Source organism: Delftia sp. (assembly GCF_059499305.1).
In genome coordinates this window covers 160,900-179,344 of sequence record NZ_JCABYI010000032.1, presented here as the reverse complement: position 1 = coordinate 179,344, position 18,445 = coordinate 160,900, and the positions used below count along the sequence as shown (strand labels likewise).

At 69.4% G+C, this 18,445-nt stretch carries 19 protein-coding genes; 11 read left to right on the top strand and 8 right to left on the bottom strand.

Going from position 1 to position 18,445, the window contains the following annotated elements; genetic code table 11:
- Window positions 1-20: 20 nt before the first annotated feature.
- Complete coding sequence (locus tag AC5I49_RS23000; protein ID WP_017407100.1) at window positions 21-1,250, bottom strand: efflux RND transporter periplasmic adaptor subunit; 1,230 nt, start codon at window positions 1,248-1,250, stop codon at window positions 21-23.
- 137 nt (window positions 1,251-1,387) lie between these two features.
- On the opposite strand from AC5I49_RS23000, the gene AC5I49_RS22995 reads away from it, so the two are divergent.
- Window positions 1,388-1,954: a TetR/AcrR family transcriptional regulator gene (locus AC5I49_RS22995; RefSeq protein WP_392415390.1), complete on the top strand. Its 567-nt coding sequence runs from the start codon at window positions 1,388-1,390 to the stop codon at window positions 1,952-1,954.
- A gap of 143 nt (window positions 1,955-2,097) precedes the next feature.
- Window positions 2,098-3,012: a LysR family transcriptional regulator gene (locus AC5I49_RS22990; RefSeq protein ID WP_043790963.1), complete on the top strand. Its 915-nt coding sequence runs from the start codon at window positions 2,098-2,100 to the stop codon at window positions 3,010-3,012.
- On the opposite strand, the gene acnD is transcribed toward AC5I49_RS22990, so the two are convergent.
- The 3 genes from acnD to AC5I49_RS22975 are packed head-to-tail and all read right to left on the bottom strand — an operon-like array spanning window position 3,000 to window position 7,252.
- Entirely contained in the window at window positions 3,000-5,627 is a 2,628-nt protein-coding gene (gene acnD, locus AC5I49_RS22985; protein ID WP_495789939.1) for a Fe/S-dependent 2-methylisocitrate dehydratase AcnD, read from the bottom strand. The two genes, AC5I49_RS22990 and acnD, sit on opposite strands and share 13 nt — an antisense overlap.
- 60 nt (window positions 5,628-5,687) lie before the next feature.
- The gene (gene prpC / locus AC5I49_RS22980; RefSeq protein ID WP_133073241.1) at window positions 5,688-6,857 is read right to left on the bottom strand and encodes a bifunctional 2-methylcitrate synthase/citrate synthase; all 1,170 of its coding nucleotides are present in this window, start codon (window positions 6,855-6,857) and stop codon (window positions 5,688-5,690) included.
- A complete protein-coding gene (locus AC5I49_RS22975) occupies window positions 6,854-7,252 on the bottom strand; it encodes an acyl-CoA thioesterase (protein WP_074922441.1) in 399 nt (132 codons plus the stop codon). Before AC5I49_RS22975 ends, prpC begins: the two co-directional genes overlap by 4 nt.
- Window positions 7,253-7,369: 117 nt before the next feature.
- Here AC5I49_RS22975 and AC5I49_RS22970 point away from each other — a divergent pair, with 117 nt between their 5' ends.
- Window positions 7,370-8,782 (top strand): short-chain fatty acyl-CoA regulator family protein, encoded by a 1,413-nt coding sequence (locus tag AC5I49_RS22970; protein WP_046239968.1) that lies wholly within the window; start codon window positions 7,370-7,372, stop codon window positions 8,780-8,782.
- A 25-nt stretch (window positions 8,783-8,807) separates the two neighbouring features.
- Here the strand turns inward: AC5I49_RS22970 and AC5I49_RS22965 are convergent, their stop codons facing one another.
- The gene (locus AC5I49_RS22965; protein ID WP_016448410.1) at window positions 8,808-9,773 is read right to left on the bottom strand and encodes a ferritin-like domain-containing protein; all 966 of its coding nucleotides are present in this window, start codon (window positions 9,771-9,773) and stop codon (window positions 8,808-8,810) included.
- Window positions 9,774-10,080: 307 nt separating this feature from the next.
- On the opposite strand from AC5I49_RS22965, the gene AC5I49_RS22960 reads away from it, so the two are divergent.
- The 8 genes from AC5I49_RS22960 (at window position 10,081) to AC5I49_RS22925 (ending at window position 16,529) form a co-directional block, all read left to right on the top strand.
- Window positions 10,081-10,404 carry a hypothetical protein gene (locus AC5I49_RS22960; protein ID WP_016448411.1) on the top strand — a complete coding sequence of 108 codons (324 nt, stop codon included), beginning with the start codon at window positions 10,081-10,083 and terminating at the stop codon, window positions 10,402-10,404.
- A 239-nt stretch (window positions 10,405-10,643) separates the two neighbouring features.
- Entirely contained in the window at window positions 10,644-10,877 is a 234-nt protein-coding gene (locus tag AC5I49_RS22955; protein WP_016452716.1) for a hypothetical protein, read from the top strand.
- Window positions 10,878-10,884: 7 nt separating this feature from the next.
- Window positions 10,885-11,703 (top strand): trehalose-phosphatase, encoded by an 819-nt coding sequence (otsB, locus tag AC5I49_RS22950; RefSeq protein ID WP_495789938.1) that lies wholly within the window; start codon window positions 10,885-10,887, stop codon window positions 11,701-11,703.
- Entirely contained in the window at window positions 11,700-13,226 is a 1,527-nt protein-coding gene (locus AC5I49_RS22945; protein WP_160854289.1) for an alpha,alpha-trehalose-phosphate synthase (UDP-forming), read from the top strand. Before otsB ends, AC5I49_RS22945 begins: the two co-directional genes overlap by 4 nt.
- A 111-nt stretch (window positions 13,227-13,337) precedes the next feature.
- On the top strand, window positions 13,338-14,414 hold the full coding sequence (locus AC5I49_RS22940) for an acyl-CoA dehydrogenase (RefSeq protein ID WP_495789937.1): 1,077 nt from the start codon (window positions 13,338-13,340) through the stop codon (window positions 14,412-14,414).
- Window positions 14,402-15,160: a PIG-L deacetylase family protein gene (locus AC5I49_RS22935; RefSeq protein WP_495789936.1), complete on the top strand. Its 759-nt coding sequence runs from the start codon at window positions 14,402-14,404 to the stop codon at window positions 15,158-15,160. The genes AC5I49_RS22940 and AC5I49_RS22935 overlap by 13 nt, the downstream gene beginning before the upstream one ends.
- Entirely contained in the window at window positions 15,157-15,774 is a 618-nt protein-coding gene (locus AC5I49_RS22930; protein ID WP_495789935.1) for an SAM-dependent methyltransferase, read from the top strand. The genes AC5I49_RS22935 and AC5I49_RS22930 overlap by 4 nt, the downstream gene beginning before the upstream one ends.
- The gene (locus tag AC5I49_RS22925; protein WP_016448418.1) at window positions 15,771-16,529 is read left to right on the top strand and encodes a glycosyltransferase family 2 protein; all 759 of its coding nucleotides are present in this window, start codon (window positions 15,771-15,773) and stop codon (window positions 16,527-16,529) included. Before AC5I49_RS22930 ends, AC5I49_RS22925 begins: the two co-directional genes overlap by 4 nt.
- On the opposite strand, the gene AC5I49_RS22920 is transcribed toward AC5I49_RS22925, so the two are convergent.
- The 3 genes from AC5I49_RS22920 to AC5I49_RS22910 form a co-directional block, all read right to left on the bottom strand.
- The gene (locus tag AC5I49_RS22920) at window positions 16,499-17,059 is read right to left on the bottom strand and encodes a DinB family protein (protein ID WP_495789934.1); all 561 of its coding nucleotides are present in this window, start codon (window positions 17,057-17,059) and stop codon (window positions 16,499-16,501) included. The genes AC5I49_RS22925 and AC5I49_RS22920 overlap by 31 nt on opposite strands.
- A gap of 22 nt (window positions 17,060-17,081) precedes the next feature.
- Window positions 17,082-17,939, bottom strand: coding sequence for a PhzF family phenazine biosynthesis protein (locus AC5I49_RS22915; protein WP_043790956.1), 858 nt, complete (start codon window positions 17,937-17,939; stop codon window positions 17,082-17,084).
- 63 nt (window positions 17,940-18,002) lie between these two features.
- A complete protein-coding gene (locus AC5I49_RS22910) occupies window positions 18,003-18,407 on the bottom strand; it encodes a VOC family protein (protein WP_151020752.1) in 405 nt (134 codons plus the stop codon).
- Between the last annotated feature and the right edge of the window lie 38 nt (window positions 18,408-18,445).

The following is an 18,445-nucleotide window of genomic DNA, read 5'->3' as shown; positions in this document are numbered from 1 at the left end:
TTCCTTGGGCAGGCGCCGGCTCAGTCGCTGGACGTGGCGGAGCTGCCGGAGGCGCTGAAGGTGCCGGACAGCCCCGCCGTAGGGGAGGCCGCGGCATCGGAAAGGGCCGTGACCTGAACCCGCGCCCCGGGCTGCAGGCCCGCCATGCGGCCCACCACCACGCGCTCGCCGGCCTTGAGGCCTGCGCTGATCTGCCACTGCGCGCCATGCATGGCCGCGGTCTGCACGGGGCGCATCTGCAGCGTGTCCTGGCCGTCCACCACCAGCACGTGGGCCTGCCCGTCGGTGCTTCGCTGCACGGCCCGCTGCGGCACCAGGATGGCGGCAGGGTCCACGCCCTGGCCCACGGTCACGCGCACATACATGCCGGGCAGCAGCATGCCGTCGCGGTTGTCGAAGCGCCCGCGCAGCGCCATCTGGCCCGTGCCGCGGTCCACCGTCACATCCGAGAACAGCAGTTGCCCCGTGCGCTGCAGGCCCGTGCCGTCCACCTTCAGGGAGACCGGCGTGCCGTCCTTGCCCGCCGTCTGTGCCAGGCGGCCCTCGGCCAGGGCCGCGCGCAGGCGCTGGGCTTCGGCCACGGGCTGCTGGAAGTCGGCATAGACCGGGTCGAGCTGCTGGACCAGCGCCATGGGCGTGGCCTCGCCCTGGCCCACCAGGGCGCCCTCGGTGACCAGCGCACGGCCGATGCGGCCCGCGATAGGCGCCCTGACCGTGGCGTATTCCAGGTTCAGGGCGGCCGCCTGCACCTCGGCCTGGGCGGACTGGCGCGCGGCCTGGGCCGCCTGCAGGCGGGCCTGCATGGCCTCGAAGTCCTGGCGGCTGACCGCCTCCTGCGCCACCAGCGGCGCGTTGCGGCCGACCACGGCACGCGCATCGAGCAGGGCCGCCTCGGCGCTGGCCAGCTGGCCCTGGGCGCGGGACAGGGCGGCGCGCAGGGGCGCCGGGTCGATCTGGAAAAGCACCTGGCCGGCCCGGACGTCGGCGCCTTCCTCGAAATGGCGGCGCAGCACGATGCCGGCCACCCGCGCACGCACCTCGGCCACGCGCACGGGCTCGATACGGCCCGGCAGCTCGCTGGACAGGGCCAGCGGCGCGGGCTGCACGGTGACGGCCTGCACCACGGGCAGCGCATCACCCGCTGCGGCCGGAGCCTCGTTGCGGCCGCAGCCCGCTGCCAGGGCGGCCAGGGCGGCCAGCACCAGGGCCGCCAGCGGCAGGCCACGTCGCTTGTTCAGACGCATGCTCATGTTCACAACCTGATTGAGTTCAATACGAAGGCCGCGATGGTACATATCAGAATCAAATGAGTCAACATCGATTCATTTGATTCTTTCAAACATCAACAGATAAAATCCCCGCACTTTCCAAGGAGGCATGACAAGCGATGACGAGCACCAAGCAAGAGGACGAAGGCAAGCTGCTGGGCGCACTGGCACTGGCGCTGCTGGACGATCCCAAGGCCAATCTGCAGGAGCTGGCACGCGCCATCGGCATCAGCAAGGCCACGCTCTACCGCTTCTGCCCCACGCGCGACCAGCTCATCGACCGGCTCATCGGGCATGCGGCCGACACTCTGTCACGCGCCATGCGCGCGGCCGAGCTGGAGCGCCACGCGCCGCTGGAGGCGCTGCGCCTCCTCACCGCCCACTGCCAGGACCACCAGACGCTGCTGCTGTTCCTGATGTATTTCTGGCGCTCCGACATCTCGGTGGTCGGCCAGATAGAGAGCGAATGGGTGGCGGCCATGGATGCCTTTTTCCTGCGCGGCCAGCAGGCCGGCGTGTTCCGCATCGACATCACGGCTGCGGCCATGACCGAGCTGTGGCTGTCCATGGTCGTGGGGCTGCTGGATGCGGAGCGGCGCGGCCGTGTTGCGCGGGCCAGCGTGGCGGCCGTAATGGAGCAGTCCTTCCTGCACGGCGCCCTGCAGCCCGGCGCACCGGCTGCGTAGTGCACCGGGCGCCGATGGGGAAACCGAGGTGATGAATGATGGTCATGCACTGCTTTCAATCGATGAAGGCAGCCATGGAATGGATCCACATCAATGAACTAAAATTTTTCTGGTTCAAAAATCCATGAATTTTTCTCACCAAAATGCTCGAACGCACCCACCTCGCCATCGTCCGTGAAGTCGAAAAACAGGGCTCGCTGACGGCGGCGGCCGGCGTGCTGTGCGTGACGCAGTCGGCGCTGAGCCACAGCATGAAGAAGCTGGAGCAGCAGCTGGGCACGGACATCTGGCTGCGCGAAGGCCGCAGCCTGCGCCTGACGCAGGCCGGCCAGTACCTGCTGGCCGTGGCCCAGCGCGTGCTGCCCCAGCTGGACCTGGCCGAGGAGCGGCTGCGCCAGTTCGCCCAGGGCGAGCGCGGCGCGCTGCGCATCGGCATGGAGTGCCATCCCTGCTACCAGTGGCTGCTCAAGATCGTCGCGCCCTATCTGGCGAGCTGGCCCGATGTGGATGTGGATGTGAAGCAGAAATTCCAGTTCGGCGGCATCGGCGCCCTGTTCGGCTACGAGATCGACCTGCTGGTCACGCCCGATCCGCTGTTCAAGACGGGCCTGGAGTTCGTGCCTGTGTTCGACTACGAGCAGGTGCTGGTGGTCTCCAGCGCGCATGCGCTGGCAGGGGCCGATTTCGTGGAGGCCGCCCAGCTCGCGCCCGAGGTGCTGATCACCTATCCCGTTCCCATGGACCGGCTGGACATCTACAACCAGTTCCTCATGCCGGCAGGCATCACGCCGCGCCGCCAGAAGGCCATAGAGACCACGGACATCATGATGCAGATGGTGGCCAGCGGCCGGGGCGTGGCGGCCCTGCCGCGCTGGCTGGTGCAGGAGTACGCGGGCAAGCTGGACGTGGTTCCCGTGCGCCTGGGCGCCCAGGGCATTGCCAAGCAGATCTTCCTGGGCGCGCGCGTGGCGGACCTGCAGACCGACTATCTGCAGGCCTTCATCGAGCTGGCGCGCCAGCCGCTGGCCGCTGGCACGCCCCCTTCTCAGGCTGCCTGAGCCTGTGCCAGGAAGTCCTGCGCGAAGCGCTGCAGCACGCCGCCGGCCTCGTAGACCGATACCTCCTCGGCCGTGTCCAGCCGGCAGGTCACGGGCACGCGCAGCGTCTGGCCGTTTCTGCGCTCGACCACCAGCGTGAGTTGGGTGCCCGGCGTGCGCTCGCCTTCCACGCCATAGACCTCCGTGCCGTCCAGGGCCAGGGTCTTGCGGTCGGTGCCCGGCAGGAACTGCAGCGGCAGCACGCCCATGCCGATGAGGTTGGTGCGGTGGATGCGCTCGAAGCCTTCGGCCACCACGGCCTCGACTCCGGCCAGCCGCACTCCCTTGGCCGCCCAGTCGCGCGAGCTGCCCTGGCCGTAGTCGGCGCCCGCGATGATGATCAGCGGCTGGCGGCGGTTCAGGTAGGTTTCCATGGCCTCCCACATGCGCACCACGCGGCCTTCAGGCTCGATGCGCGCCAGCGATCCCTTGTGCTGCACGCCGTCGATGACGGCCATCTCGTTGACCAGCTGCGGGTTGGCGAAGGTGGCGCGCATGGCCGTCAGGTGGTCGCCGCGGTGGGTGGCGTAGGAGTTGAAGTCTTCCTCGGGCAGGCCCATGCGCGCCAGGTATTCGCCCGCCGCGCTGTCGGCCAGGATGGCGTTGGAGGGCGACAGGTGGTCGGTGGTGATGTTGTCGGGCAGCAGCGCCAGCGGCCGCATGTTGCGCAGCGTGCGCGGGAAGGCCGCCAGCGCGCCCACGCCTTCGGTGTCCCAGTACGGCGGGCGGCGGATGTAGGTGGACTGGGGGCGCCAGTCGTACTGGGGCCGCGCCTTGTCGCCATCGTCCTTGCGGATGGCGAACATGGGTTCGTAGACGGCGCGGAATTGCTCGGGGCGCACGGCCTGGGCAACGATGGCGTCGATCTCCTCGTCGGCGGGCCACAGGTCCTTGAGGCGGATCTCGCGGCCTTCCACCACGCCCAGCACGTCCTGCTCGATGTCGAAGCGGATGGTGCCCGCCAGCGCATAGGCCACGACCAGCGGCGGCGAGGCCAGGAAGGCCTGTTTGGCATACGGATGGATGCGCCCGTCGAAGTTGCGGTTGCCCGAGAGCACGGCCGTGGCGTAGAGGTCGCGCTCGACGATTTCCTGCTGGATCCTGGGGTCCAGCGCGCCGCTCATGCCGTTGCAGGTGGTGCAGGCAAAGGCGACGATGCCAAAGCCCAGTTGCTCCAGCTCGGTGAGCAGGCCGGCCTCCTTCAGGTACAGCTCCACGGCCTTGGAGCCCGGCGCCAGCGAGGATTTGACCCAGGGCTTGCGCGTGAGACCCAGGCGGTTGGCATTGCGCGCCAGCAGCGCCGCGGCGATGACGTTGCGCGGGTTGCTGGTGTTGGTGCAGCTGGTGATGGCCGCGATGATGACGGCCCCATCGGGCATCAGGCCTTGCGCCTCCTGGGCGCGGGCGGCCTGCAGCTTGGCCGCATCGGCAATGCCGCGCTCGGCCAGGGCCGAGGTGGGCAGGCGCCGGTGCGGATTCGAGGGGCCGGCCATGTTGCGCACCACGGTGGACAGGTCGAACTGCAGCACGCGCTCGTACTGGGCATCGGCCAGGCTGTCGCTCCAGAAACCTGCGGTGCGCGCATAGGCCTCGACCAGGCGCACCTGGGCCTCGTCGCGGCCGGTCAGGCGCAGGTAGGCCAGGGTCTGGTCGTCAATGGAGAACATGGCCGCCGTGGCGCCGTATTCGGGGCACATGTTGGAGATGGTGGCGCGGTCGCCGATGCTCAGGCTGTCGGCGCCCTCGCCAAAGAATTCCACATAGGCGCCGACGACTTTTTGCTGGCGCAGGAATTCGGTCAGGGCCAGCACGATGTCGGTGGCGGTGATGCCGCCCTGGCGCCGGCCCGTGAGGCGCACGCCCACGATCTCGGGCATGCGCATCCAGGAGGCGCGGCCCAGCATGACGTTCTCGGCCTCAAGGCCGCCCACGCCCACGGCGATCACGCCCAGGGCATCGACATGGGGCGTGTGCGAGTCGGTGCCGACACAGGTGTCCGGGAAGGCCAGGCCATCCTGCACTGTCACCACGGGGGACATCTTCTCCAGATTGATCTGGTGCATGATCCCGTTCCCTGCAGGGATCACATCCACGTTGGCGAAGGCTTTTTTTGTCCACTCGATGAAGTGGAAGCGGTCCTCGTTGCGGCGGTCCTCGATGGCGCGGTTCTTCACGAAGGCATCGGGATCGAAGCCGCCGCACTCCACGGCCAGCGAGTGGTCCACGATGAGCTGCACGGGCACGACGGGGTTGACCTGGGCCGGGTCGCCGCCTTCGGCCGCGATGGCGTCGCGCAGGCCGGCCAGATCCACCAGGGCGGTCTGGCCCAGGATGTCGTGGCAGACCACGCGCACGGGGTACCAGGGAAAGTCGATGTCGCGCCGGCGCTCGATGAGCTGCAGCAGGTAGCCGTCCAGCTGTGCGGGATCGGCGCGGCGCACGAGGTTCTCGGCGTGGACGCGGGCGGTGTAGGGCAGGCGTGCCCAGGCGTCGGGCGAGAGCGCATCGACGGCGGCGCGCGCATCGATGTAGTGCACCGTGGTGCCGGGCAGGGGTTTCTTGTGGTCGTTGTTCATGGGGCGGATGCAATGCGGGCAGGCCTGCAGCCCGCCCGCCAGGTTCAGGACAGCGGCGGCTCAGGCGCGCGCATCGAGGGGCACGAACTTCTGGTCATCCGGCCCCGTGTAGTTGGCGCTGGGGCGGATGATCTTGTTGTCCTGGCGCTGCTCGATCACGTGCGCGGCCCAGCCGCTGGTGCGCGCGATCACGAACAGCGGCGTGAACATGGCCGTGGGCACGCCCATCATGTGGTAGCTGACGGCGCTGAACCAGTCCAGGTTGGGGAACATCTTCTTGACCTCCCACATCACCGATTCCAGCCGGTCGGCAATGTCGTACATGCGGGTGGTTCCGGCCTCGTCGGACAGGCGCTTGGCCACGCCCTTGATGACCACGTTGCGCGGGTCGCTGACGGTGTAGACCGGGTGGCCGAAGCCGATCACCACTTCCTTGGCATCGACGCGGCGGCGGATGTCGGCCTCGGCCTCGTCGGGCGTGTCGTAGCGCTTCTGGATCTCGAAGGCCACCTCGTTGGCGCCGCCATGCTTGGGCCCGCGCAGCGCGCCGATGGCGCCCGCGATGGAGGAATACATATCGCTGCCCGTGCCCGCGATCACGCGCGCCGTGAAGGTGGAGGCGTTGAACTCATGCTCTGCATAGAGGTTGAGCGAGGTGTGCATGGCGCGCACCCAGCCTTCGGACGGCCGGTGGCCGTGCAGCAGGTGCAGGAAGTGGCCGCCGATGGAGTCGTCGTCGGTCTCCACCTCGATGCGCCGGCCCGAATTGCTCCAGTGGTACCAGTACAGCAGCATGGAGCCCAGGCTGGCCATGAGCCGGTCGGCAATGTCGCGGGCACCCGCCAGGTTGTGGTCGTCCTTTTCGGGCAGCACGCAGCCCAGGGCCGAGACGCCGGTGCGCATCACGTCCATCGGATGGGCGCCGGCAGGCAACTGCTCCAACGCCTGCCTGACGCTGGCCGGCAGGCCGCGCAGCGCCTGCAATTTGGTCTTGTAGGCCTGCAGTTCGGGGCGCGTGGGCAGCTTGCCGTGCACCAGCAGATGGGCGATTTCCTCGAACTCGCAGACCTCGGCAATGTCCAGGATGTCGTAGCCGCGATAGTGCAGGTCGTTGCCCGAGCGGCCCACGGTGCACAGCGCGGTGTTGCCGGCGGTCACGCCCGACAGCGCGACGGATTTCTTGGGCTTGAATGCGGACGCAGATGGCGCGTCGATGGTCGTGGTACTCATGGAAGGGTCTCCTGGTTCAGATAGGAATGGGCAATGGCCGCAGGAAGGCCGTTGTGGTCGACAGCCACCATCTCGAACAGGCCCTTGAGCACGTCCTCGCAGGCAATGCCCGGAGCCTGGGCCGACGCGGTGACGCAGACCGTCATGGAGCTGCGCCCCACGCGGCTGACCCAGCCGCGCAGGACGATCTCATGGCCCACGGGCACGGGCGCCAGGAAGTCCACGCCGGTGACGGCGGCCATCACGACCTCGCGCTGTGCCAGGCTGCGCGCAGCGAGAAAGGCCGCCTTGGCCATGAGCTGCAGGCCCTGGCCCGCGAACAGCGTGCCGTGGTGGTTGGCCAGCGCGGGCAATACCAGTTCATGCAGCTCGGCGGTTCCGGTGGGTGTTGTCATGTTTCGCAATTTACGCAAAATAGCGCCCCTGCCATAGTGCTGAAAAGGCGAATTCTTGCGAAACGAAGTCCGCGAATTTGCAAATTCTGCGAATAACTGCCACCCGAGGAAACAGCCATGAAGAAGACGTTCATGGGCGTCAAGCTGCGCAAACTGCGCGCGGAGCACGGCCTGTCCCAGATCGCCCTGGCCCACGCGCTGGGCCTGTCGCCCAGCTACCTGAACCAGCTGGAGCAGAACCAGCGGCCGCTGACGGTGTCGGTGCTGCTCAAGCTCAACCGCGCGCTGGGCGTCGATATCCAGCAGTTCTCGGAGGACGAGGAAGCGCGCCTGGTGGCCGGCCTGCGCGAGGCCCTTGCCGAGGCGCCCGAATCCATTGCCCTGCCCGAGCTGCAGGAAGTCGCCGCGCAGATGCCCGCCCTGGGACGTGCGGTGATGGCGCTGCACCGCCGCCATCTGGAAGCCCTGGAGCGCATCGAGAGCATGTCGCTCAGGCTGGGCGATGACCGCTCGGACATGCCGGTGGCGCGCACCATGCCGTTCGAGGCCGTGCGCGATTTCTTCTTTGCGCACCAGAACTACTTCGATGAAGTGGACCGCGCGGCCCAGGCCCTGGCCGGCGAGGCGCGTGCGGACCCGGGCCATCTGGCGGACTGGCTGGTCCGGCGGCTGCAGCAGCGCCACGGCGTGCAGGTGTATCGCCTGGAAGACTCCCGGCAAAGCCAGCGCCGGTTCGACCCGGCCACGCGCTCGCTGTGGCTGTCCTCGGCGCTGGAGCCTGCGCAACAGGCCTTCCAACTGGGCACGCAACTGGCCTTGCTGGAGATGGGCGACACGCTGGACCGGCTGATCGCCACCGCCGCCTTCCAGGGCGACCCGGCCTCAAGCAAGCTCGCCCGCGTGGGCCTTGCCAACTACTTTGCGGGCGCGCTGCTGCTGCCCTACGACCTGTTCCTGGAATCGGCCGAGCAGCTGCGCTATGACATCGACCTGCTGGGCCAGCGCTTTGGCGTGGGCTTTGAAACCGTCTGCCACCGGCTGAGCACGCTGCAGCGGCCCGGCGCGCCCGGCGTGCCCTTCTTCTTCGTGCGCGTGGACCGCGCGGGCAATATCTCCAAGCGCCAGTCGGCCACGCATTTCCACTTCAGCCGCACCGGCGGCACCTGCCCGCTGTGGACGGTGTACGAGGCCTTCGGCCAGCCCGACCAGGTGCTGCGCCAGCTCGCCAGCATGCCCGACGGGCGGCGCTACCTGTGGATTGCACGCTCGGTCTCGCACGGTCAGCGCGGCTATGGTTCGCCGCGCAAGACCTTCTCCATCGGCCTGGGCTGCGACATACGCCATGCCGCGCGCCTGGTCTATGCCAAGGGGCTGGACCTGGGCGACCCGGAATCGGCCACGCCCATCGGCATGGGCTGCAAGGTCTGCGAGCGCGACCAGTGCACGCAGCGCGCCTTTCCCTATGTGGGAAAGGCGCTGCATGTGGATGAGAACGCCAGCCGCTTTGCGCCGTACGGCGTAGGCGGCTAGCAACCCCCAGGCATCCTGTGCCGGGTCAGGAGGCCGCGCGCATGCGGTCGCGCAGATCGCGCACTTCGTCGTGGTTGCGCTGCGCGCCCTGGGCCTGGCGCTCCACCATCACGCGGATGGCCGGAGGCAGCGGCTGCTTGAGCGCCTTGCGGTACTGGGCCACGGCGGAATCCTCGCCGCGCTCGCACTCCTCCAGCACGGCCTTGTCGTCCTGCGAGGTCAGCGCCGTCTTCACCGACACCCAGCCCCGGTGCAGCGCGCCGGCCACCGTGCCGCCCGATGCGGGCTCGCGGCCCAGCTTGCGGATCTCGGCCTCCAGCTCCAGCGCGGCGGCGCCGCACTCGGCGCTGTGGCGCAGGAACAGGGTCTTGAGGTCCGGCGAGTCGGCGTTCTCGGCCGAGGTGCGAAAGCCGTACTCACCATCGCGGCAGGATTCGAGCAGGTCGTTGAGCACGTCGGCCACATCGTCGTTGTCGATGTCGCCGGTGTAGGCCGGTGCCACGATGGTCCCCGTGTCATCACGGACATCGCGAACGCCTGCGCGCTCCCAGGCTGCGCGCGCTGCGGGCCGGGCCTGATCCCAGTCCAGATGGCTGGCGCCACGGCGCGTGGTCCATTCGCGCTCCCATTCGGCGTCGAAGGCATCGAAATCGGCATCGCGGCGCGCGGCGGCCGCGTTCCAGCCCAGCTCGTAGGCGGGGCGGTATTCCTCGTAGCTGCGGCCTGCCACGTAGTAGGGCTCGTTCTGGTAGGCGTCGCGCCAGTAGGCGTCCTCGACCGTGGGATTGACGGCTTCGGCCGCGCCCTTGCCGGCCAGCCCGCCGACCACGGCACCGGCCACACCGCCCACGGCAGCACCGATGGGGCCGCCCATTGCGCCGAATGCAGCGCCGGTCACGGCACCGCCTGCAGCGCCTATGCCGGTGCCTACGGGATGTGCGCCGGGCGCGTCGGACAGCGGGTCACGGTTTGCGGGATTCGATTGCGTCATGGAATGTGCTCCTTGGCAGTTGAAAGTGATGTCTATCGTGATCGCCGTGGCGCGCCGCCGGCGTGCGCGCTTGCGGCCATGTGCCGTAGGAACGCGGCGACCGGGCCTTGCGGACATCGCGCCAGTGGCCTGTGGCCATTTTTCGCACCCCGGCACAGGGCAATCGGCGTGCCTGAGAACGGCGTTCATGCGCGTGGCATCTTTTCGTTCCTGCGCTTTCGGCGTGGTCCCACGGCGGCTGCGAAAGGGCCAAGAGACCATGGCCCAAGCGCCGCCTGCGCAGGCCCGCGAATGAAAGGAAGACGCCATGAAAGACAAGACCCCATCCGCATCCAAGTCCTCTGCACCCACACAGGCGAAGCCGTCGGGCGATGGCCAGACCAAGCTGCCCGGACAGGTCGGCAAGGCGCCCCATGCGCCCGGTGAATCCGATGCATCCGACGCATCCGAACAGGGCCTGCGCCTTCCGCACGAGCGTGACCAGAGCCTGGACGCTACCAGCGATGCGCCCGATCCGGTGATGCGCCAGGCCCATGACGACCTCGCCTCCGGCCAGGTCGATACCGACATGCGCCAGACGCCGGGCCTGGATGCCGAACGGCGCAAGAAGATGGTGCGCAAGCAGCCTTGATGGCACCTGAAGCTTGCACCTGAAGCGCAACGAGCTGCTGGCAGCCAGCAACCGCATGACCGGCATCGAAGGGCTCTGGACGGGGAGCAGCTGCAGCAAGGGGCGGCCTTCCACGTCAATCTGGCCGCCCGCGCGCACGAAAGCGGAGCCTGCAAGGAATGCCACTCCATCGACAAAGACGACCCGGCACGGCCCTGCAACTGAGGTGCCCGCGCTTTACTCCATACAGGAGCAACCCCATGCCCGACATTCCCGACTGGCTCCAGTGGCCTGCCTTTCTGGCCTCCATCGCCGGCGCCTGGTGTGTGGGCTCGCGTTCTGCGCAAAGGCGCAACCTGGGCTTCTGGATCCTGATGCTCAGCAATGCGCTGTGGGCGCTGTGGGGCTGGTCCACGGCGGCCTGGGCGCTGGTGAGTCTGCAGTTCTGCCTGGCCATCACCAACATCCGCGGCTCCATCAAGGCCGAGCGGTGAGCAGGCCATGGCAGCAGACGCTTTCCTGATGTCGATCCACGAAACCGGCAACCCATACCCTGGCGCCTCCATGGAAACACCCCCATCCCCCACCTGCAGATCCGCACTGTTCCTCGACTTCGACGGCACGCTCGTGCCGCTGGCCGAGACCCCGGACGCCATTGCGCCAGACCCCGTCCTGATCCCCATGCTGGCCAGGCTGCAGGGTCTGTTGGGCGGTGCGCTGGCCATCGTCACGGGTCGGCAGGTCGAGATGCTGGACCACTTTCTGGCGCCGCTGCATCTGCCCGCCGCCTGCGAGCACGGCCTGCAGCGGCGGGATGCCGCAGGCCGCCTGCACATGCAGGCATCGGCCATGCCAGAGACCGTGCTGCAGATGTGCAATGCCTTGGCGGCCGACCATCCCCGCCTGCTGGTGGAGCGCAAGCGCTCCTCGGTCGCACTGCACTACCGGCGTGCGCCAGAGCTGGCGACGCTGTGCCTGGACATGTTGGGCCGCGCACTGCGGCACCAGCCCGGGCTGGAGCTGCTGCACGGCAAATGCGTGCTGGAGGTCAGGCCCGCAGGCGTGGACAAAGGCCACGCCATTGCGGCCTTCCTGCGCGAAGCGCCGTTCGCCGGCCGCACCCCGGTGTTTGCCGGTGACGATGTCACGGACGAGAGCGGCTTTGCCGTGGTGCAGGCACACGGCGGCATGGCGATCAAGGTGGGCGAAGGCGCAAGCAGGGCCCGCCACCGGCTGGGCAGCCCGCAGGCCGTGCATGCCTGGCTGAAGTCCGCATGCATGCCCCTGGCTGCGCAGACCTGCGCGGAGGTGCTGCCATGAGCCGGCTGGTGGTGATCTCCAACCGCGTGGCCGATCCGCGCAGGGCCGCAGCCGGGGGCCTTGCCGTGGCCATGGGCGATGCGCTGCGGCAGACGGGCGGCCTGTGGTTCGGCTGGAGCGGGGCCGTCACCGACGACGGTGCCCTGGCCGCGCCGGCCGGCCATGTGCACCGCACCCAGGCAGGCAACGTCACGCTGGCCACGGTGGACCTGGACCGCGCGGACCATGACAGCTACTACGCGGGCTACAGCAACGGCGTGCTGTGGCCCGTCTTTCACGGACGGCTGGACCTGGCGAGCTTCGACACGGGCCATGCGGCCGGCTACCGCCGCGTGAACCAGCTGCTTGCGCGCAGGCTGCTGCCCCTGCTGGCGCAGGACGACATCCTCTGGGTGCATGACTACCACCTGATCCCGCTGGCGGCCGAGCTGCGCGCCCTGGGCTGCCGCCAGCGCATCGGCTTTTTCCTGCACATCCCATTGCCCCCGCCGACCCTGCTGGCGGCCATTCCCGAGCATGCATGGCTGATGCGCTGCCTGTTTGCCTACGACCTTGTGGGCCTGCAGACCCGCCAGGACGTGCAGCATTTCGAGCGCTATGTCTGCGACGAGGCCGGGGGCCAGTCGCTGGGCGATGGCGCCTTGCGTGCCCATGGGCAGCGCCTGGTGTGCCGCGCCTTCCCCATCGGCATCGATGTGGAGGGCTTCGCGGCGCTGGCCCTGTCCGGCGCATCGCAGGACATGCATGCGCGCATGAAGCACGAGTACGCCCAGCGTCGCCTGCTGCTGGGCATAGACCGGCTGGACTACTCCAAGGGCCTGCCGCAGCGCCTGCGTGCCTTTCGGGAGCTGCTGGCCCGCCATCCCGAGCAGCGCCGGCGCGCCACGCTGATCCAGATCGGCTCGCCCACGCGCGAGGGCCTGGACGCGTATGCCGACATACGGCGGGAGCTTGAATCGCTGTGCGGCGCCGTCAACGGCGACTACGGCGAGCTGGACTGGATGCCCGTGCGCTACATCCACCAGACCCTGCCGCGCGATGGCATTCCGGGCCTGTGCCGCGCGGCGGCCGTGGGCCTGGTCACGCCGCTGCGCGACGGCATGAACCTCGTGGCCAAGGAATATGTGGCGGCCCAGGACCCGGCCGACCCGGGCGTGCTGGTGCTGTCGCGGTTTGCCGGCGCGGCCGAGCAGCTGCAGGAGGCGCTGCTGGTCAATCCCTACGACGTGCACGGCACGGCCGCCGTGGTGCAGCAGGCCCTGCAGATGCCCCTGCAGGAAAGGCGCCAGCGGCACCAGCGGCTGCTGCAGCGCATCGCCGAGCAGGACGTGCACTGGTGGCGCAAGGCCTTTCTGTCTGCCTTGAAAGAGGCCAGGCCGCTGGAGCACAGGGAAAGGGAAGCCTTCGGCATCCCCGTTCCCTCGATCAGGCAGGAGCAGGCACCGCTGCGCCTGGAGCTGGCCGCCTGCCCTGCCGACGGCGTGGAACGGGACGCCTGCCGGTCGGTGGTCTCCGACAGGTAATGCCTTCCTGCTCCTGCGGCGCCGCGTTCATCCTCCCGGCACCATGGCATCGCCCGGCCCCACCCCCATTTCCAGGGCTGCGCACGACACACAAAAGGAAGGCAAGCGGCGATGGCCCAGCACGACAACGAGCACGCCCATGCGTGGACATGCAGCGACACGCTGGCGCAGGCCTTGCGCGGCCACACGGACCTGTCGCCAGCGGACCAGTTGGCCCTGCTGGTGGCGCAGGGCGCCGACCGCCTGCCGCTGCCGGGCCATGGCCACACGCTGCAGCGCTGGCGCGCACTGGCCGAGGTGGCCGCCCACAGCCTGAGCCTGGCCAAGCTCTATGAAGGCCATACCGATGCCCTGGCCATCCTGTCCGAGCTGCAGGCAGACCTGGCCACCGAAGGCCTGCGCTGGGCCGTCTGGTGCGCCGAGCCGCCGGGCGAGCGCGTGCAGGCCACGCCCACGGCCCCCCATGCTGCGGCACATGCCGGCATGGCCGTGCAGCTGTCCGGCCACAAGCCCTGGTGTTCGGGCGCGCGCGCGGTGGACCGTGCCCTGGTCAGCGGCTGGCTGGCCGACGGCCGGCGCTGCCTGATCGCCGTCACCATGGACCAGCCCGGCATCCGCAGGGACGACAGCCACTGGCAGGCCGTGGGCATGGCCGCCAGCGCCAGCGCCGACGTGCACTTCGACGGCGCCACCGGCGTGCTGGTCGGGGCCCCGGGCCAGTACCTGAGCCGCCCCGGCTTTCACCATGGCGGCGCGGGCGTTGCTGCATGCTGGCATGGCGCGGCAGCGCGCATCGCCAGCCATCTGCAGCAGGCCGTCGGTCAAGGCGAGGACCCGCACCGCCAGGCCCACCTGGGCGCGCTGGATGTGGCCCTGGCCGGCGCGGCCGGCCTGCTGCGCGACGCTGCAGCCCGCATCGATGCCACGCCCTCGGACCCCTGCCTGCTGGCCGTGAACCGCGCCCGCCTGGCCGTGGAAGCCGCCGCCGAAGAGGTGCTGCGGCGCGTGCCGCGCGCCATCGGTCCCGGCCCACTGTGCAAGAACAGGGGCCTGGCGCAGCTGATGGCCGACCTGCCCGTCTTCATCCGCCAAAGCCATGCCGAGCGCGACCAGGCCGCGCTGGGCCGCCTGCTGGCCGAGAAGGCACAGGCCTCGCAGGCACCGGGAGGCGCGGCATGGATGCTGTGAAGCCGCGCCTCATCGAGGGCCGGGGCACGCCCGAATCGCGCTGGCAGGCCTGGTTTGCGCAACGCCGGCCAGCGCAGGTATCCATGGACGACCTGCTGGAAGGCCGGCGCCGCGCCGTCATCGTCGCGCCGCACCCCGATGACGAGATCCTGGGCTGCGCCGGCCTGCTGCGCCGCTGTGCCGAGCGGGGCATGCCCTGCCTCATCGTCTCCGTGACCGATGGCGGAGCCAGCCACCCCGACTCGACGCTGTGGCCGCCGCAGCGGCTGGTGCGCGAGCGCGTGCAGGAGAGCACCCAGGCCCTGGCCCTGCTTGCGCCGCAGGCGCAGGTGCTGCGGCTGGGCCTGCCCGACGGCCGTATCGCCGAGCATGCAGCGCAGTTGCTGCAGCGGCTGGAGCAGTTGCTGCAGCCCTCGGATGCGCTGCTGTGCACCTGGCGCGAAGACGGGCACCCGGACCACGAGGCCACGGGCCAGGCCTGCGCCACGGCAGCCCGGCGCACGGGCTGCCGGCTCTTCGAGCTGCCGATCTGGGCCTGGCACTGGGCCGAGCCCGGCGACGCGCGCGTGCCCTGGCACCGCGCCGCCGCCATTGCGCTGGCGCCGCAGGAGCTGGCGCTCAAGCGCCAGGCCCTGTCGTGCTTTCGCAGCCAGCTGCTGCCCGACCCGTCCACGGGCCGCGACGCCATCCTGCCGTCCTGGGCCACGCAGCGCCTGCTGCGTCCGTTTGAAGTGGTGTTTCTATGAACGGCGCCCGGCAGCACTTCGAGCAGATGTACCAGGCCGACCCCGACCCCTGGCAGGTCGCATCGCGCTGGTACGAGCGGCGCAAGCGCGACCTGCTGCTGGCCGCCCTGCCGCGCGAGCGCTATGCCCACGGCTTCGAGCCCGGCTGCGGCAATGGCGAGGCCACGCAGCGCCTGCTGCAGCGCTGCGACCGGCTGTGCGCCGTCGATTTCTCGGACAGGGCCGTGGATCTGTGCCGGCAGCGGATTGCGCCGCAGGACCGCGCCCGCCTGGACCTGCAGGCCCTGCCCCTGCCCTGGCAATGGCCACAGGTGCCCCAGGTGCCCCAGGTGCCGCAGCAAGGCTTCGATCTCATCGTGGTCTCGGAGCTTGCCTACTACTTCGACGACGCGGCCCTGGCGCATTTCAACCGCCAGTGCCTGGCCTCGCTGCAGGGCGGCGGCCACTGGCTCATGTGCCACTGGCGGCATGGGGCGCACGATCACCTGCAGAGCACCCGCGCCCTGCATGACAGCGTGTCGGCCCATGCGCAGCTGCACTTGCTGCTGAGCCACAGCGAACCGGATTTCCAGCTGGACATCTGGCAGAAAACCCCTGAAAGGACGGACAGATGATCGGCGTGTGCATCCCAGCCCATGACGAGGAAGACCTCATAGGCCGCTGCCTGGACAGCGTGTTTTGCGCGGCCGCCCATGCCGACCTGCAAGGCGAGACCGTGGCCGTCGTGGTGGTGCTGGACAGCTGCCAGGACGCCACCGAATCGGCCGTGCGCCGCTGGCCCGCCATCCCGTTGTCCATTGCCGCGCGCAACGTGGGCAAGGCGCGGGCCCTGGGGTCGGAGTACCTGCTGCTGCTGGGCGCCCGCTGGCTGGCCTTCACGGACGCCGACACCACCGTCTCGCCGAGCTGGCTGGCCGACCAGCTGGCACTTCAGTCCGACGTGGTCTGCGGCACGGTGCAGGTGGCCGACTGGTCGGCCCACGGCGTCCAGGCGGACACGGCGCGGCGGCACTTCGAGACCACCTACACGGACCGCGACGGCCACCGCCACGTGCATGGTGCCAACCTGGGCATCTCAGCCTGGCACTACCGCCAGGCCGGCGGGTTCGACGCACGCACCTGCGGCGAGGACCAGGACCTGGTGGACCGCCTGGCGGCCGGCGGCGCCCGCATCGCCTGGTCGGCCCGGCCCCGGGTGATGACCAGCGGCCGCGCCTACTCGCGCGTGGCCGACGGCTTTGCCGGTGCGCTGCGCCAGGGATGGGCCCTGCCCGGCGACGCGCCGCCTGCGCTGCCCGTGCTCCAGGGCGCCCTGGCGCAGCAGGCCCTGGCCCTGCCTCAACCGCAGGCCGGCTCGTCCACGCGGTAGCAGTCCCTGAGGAACACCGGCAGGTCGTTGGCCGGCGGCACGAAGGGCACCTGGTACATCATGTCGCTGACAAAGCCACGGTGGTAGCTGCCGTGGTTCACCACGTGCAGCACGATCTGCTCGCGCGTCATGGCACCCTGCCCGCCGCCCACGAACTCGAAGTGCACGACCTTCGCCAGTTCCTCGTCCGGGCATGCGTCGACGAACTCCACATACCAGCGGTCCATTGCCTGCACGGATTCCCACAGCGCCTGCAGCGTGGGCGTGTGGTCGGTGTTGCGCATGGTGTAGCCATGCTTGCGGCCCTGCAGGTGGTGCCTGAAGATGTCCTCCACCACAAGGACGTGGTTCAGCGTGCGCACCATGTTGCCGAAGCTCGTGGGCCGCTGCTTCAAGGCCTCGCCTTCGGGCAGCTCCATCACGCTCTTGAAGGTCAGGCGGTTGGCCCAGGCCTTGTAGCGCACCAGCATTTTCAGGTTGGCCCTGGCCGATGAAACGGGAGCGCGCAGGCTCTCCTGGATCGCTGTCATTCGTGGGTTCTTTCGGTGTGGATCAAAGGCCGCTCAGTGCGCCTTCGACATGGGTGCGCGCCGTGCCGCCCACCCAGACCTGGCCCGTGCCGTCACGGGTCAGGAAGATGCGGCCGTCACGGCCCAGGCAGCGGCCCTGGGCGGCAACGTAGTCGCTGTCCATCACCCCCGTCGCAAACAGCCACTGCGCCAGCGAGGCGTTGAGGCTGCCGGTGACGGGGTCTTCGACGATGGCGCCCTGGTGATCGGAGAAGAAGGCGCGCACCTCGCAGGCGGCAGGGCTGGCACCGCCGACACCCCTGGCATAGGGCCCCACCACGCCCACGTCCATGCGCGTGGGCCACTGCCGGGCCGGGTTCAGCGCCAGCACCTGCTCGGCCGAGGCCAGGCGGATGCCCAGCCAGCCGGGGCCGTTGTCTATCCACGAGGCGGCCTGCACCTCTTCGGCGGTGATGCCCAGCATGCGCAGCGCGGCATCCAGCTCGTCGGCGGTGGGCGCGCCAAAGCGCAGCATGGGCGGCGCGGCGAATGCCAGCCGCCCATGCTCCTGCCGTATCTGCACCAGGCCCGCCCCGCACTCCTGGACGATGTGGCCTGCGTTCCTGGGCGCACCGCGCTGGGACAGCCAGGCATGGCAGCTGCCCAGCGTGGGGTGGCCGGCAAAAGGCATCTCCCGGTCCAGCGTGAAAATCCTCACGCGGTAGTCGGCCTGCGCCTGCGTGGGCGGCAGCAGGAACGCGGTTTCGGAGAGGTTGAACCAGCGTGTCAGCTGCTGCATCTGTGTGGTGGTCAGCGCCTGCCCACCGGTGATCACGGCCAGCGGATTGCCGGACAGCGGGCCGCTGGCGAAAACGTCGACCATATGAACGGCAATGCTCATGAAGACAGTCCTTGTTGCATGGGAAGGAAAAGAAGGGGAAACGGACGGCGGTCCCGATCTGCGCTAGGGCCGCACATCGGCGCGATGCACCACATGGACCTTGTTGCCGTCGGGATCGCGCAGGTAGGCACCGTAGTAGCCATCGCCGTAATGCGGTCGCGGGCCGGGCGGGCCTTCGTCGCTGCCGCCCCGGGCCAGGCCGGCGGCATGGGCCGCATCCACCGCCTCGGGCGATGGCGCCAGAAAGGCCGCCATGCTGCCGTTGCCCGCCGTGGCCGGCTCGCCGTTGAAGGGGCTGTAGACATAAAAGCGCGGCAAGGAAGCCTGCGGCGTCACCCAGCACAGCGCGGCCGGCCCGCCATCGGGCTGGACGGCGCGGCGCTGCAGTCCCAGCGGGGAAAGCACCGCGTCATAGAAGCGGCCGGCCCGCTCGAGATCACGGGCGCCGACGGTGATGTGGCTGAACATGGGGTGAACGTTACACTATCGAGAAATGAAATAGTGTC

Excerpts from the sequence above, each read along its gene's own strand:
- AC5I49_RS23000 (WP_017407100.1), bottom strand. The coding sequence starts at position 1,250 with ATGAGCATGCGTCTGAACAAGCGACGTGGCCTGCCGCTGGCGGCCCTG.
- AC5I49_RS22995 (WP_392415390.1), top strand. The coding sequence starts at position 1,388 with ATGACGAGCACCAAGCAAGAGGACGAAGGCAAGCTGCTGGGCGCACTG.
- AC5I49_RS22990 (WP_043790963.1), top strand. The coding sequence starts at position 2,098 with ATGCTCGAACGCACCCACCTCGCCATCGTCCGTGAAGTCGAAAAACAG.
- acnD (WP_495789939.1), bottom strand. The coding sequence starts at position 5,627 with ATGAACAACGACCACAAGAAACCCCTGCCCGGCACCACGGTGCACTAC.
- prpC (WP_133073241.1), bottom strand. The coding sequence starts at position 6,857 with ATGAGTACCACGACCATCGACGCGCCATCTGCGTCCGCATTCAAGCCC.
- AC5I49_RS22975 (WP_074922441.1), bottom strand. The coding sequence starts at position 7,252 with ATGACAACACCCACCGGAACCGCCGAGCTGCATGAACTGGTATTGCCC.
- AC5I49_RS22970 (WP_046239968.1), top strand. The coding sequence starts at position 7,370 with ATGAAGAAGACGTTCATGGGCGTCAAGCTGCGCAAACTGCGCGCGGAG.
- AC5I49_RS22965 (WP_016448410.1), bottom strand. The coding sequence starts at position 9,773 with ATGACGCAATCGAATCCCGCAAACCGTGACCCGCTGTCCGACGCGCCC.
- AC5I49_RS22960 (WP_016448411.1), top strand. The coding sequence starts at position 10,081 with ATGAAAGACAAGACCCCATCCGCATCCAAGTCCTCTGCACCCACACAG.
- AC5I49_RS22955 (WP_016452716.1), top strand. The coding sequence starts at position 10,644 with ATGCCCGACATTCCCGACTGGCTCCAGTGGCCTGCCTTTCTGGCCTCC.
- otsB (WP_495789938.1), top strand. The coding sequence starts at position 10,885 with ATGGCAGCAGACGCTTTCCTGATGTCGATCCACGAAACCGGCAACCCA.
- AC5I49_RS22945 (WP_160854289.1), top strand. The coding sequence starts at position 11,700 with ATGAGCCGGCTGGTGGTGATCTCCAACCGCGTGGCCGATCCGCGCAGG.
- AC5I49_RS22940 (WP_495789937.1), top strand. The coding sequence starts at position 13,338 with ATGGCCCAGCACGACAACGAGCACGCCCATGCGTGGACATGCAGCGAC.
- AC5I49_RS22935 (WP_495789936.1), top strand. The coding sequence starts at position 14,402 with ATGGATGCTGTGAAGCCGCGCCTCATCGAGGGCCGGGGCACGCCCGAA.
- AC5I49_RS22930 (WP_495789935.1), top strand. The coding sequence starts at position 15,157 with ATGAACGGCGCCCGGCAGCACTTCGAGCAGATGTACCAGGCCGACCCC.
- AC5I49_RS22925 (WP_016448418.1), top strand. The coding sequence starts at position 15,771 with ATGATCGGCGTGTGCATCCCAGCCCATGACGAGGAAGACCTCATAGGC.
- AC5I49_RS22920 (WP_495789934.1), bottom strand. The coding sequence starts at position 17,059 with ATGACAGCGATCCAGGAGAGCCTGCGCGCTCCCGTTTCATCGGCCAGG.
- AC5I49_RS22915 (WP_043790956.1), bottom strand. The coding sequence starts at position 17,939 with ATGAGCATTGCCGTTCATATGGTCGACGTTTTCGCCAGCGGCCCGCTG.
- AC5I49_RS22910 (WP_151020752.1), bottom strand. The coding sequence starts at position 18,407 with ATGTTCAGCCACATCACCGTCGGCGCCCGTGATCTCGAGCGGGCCGGC.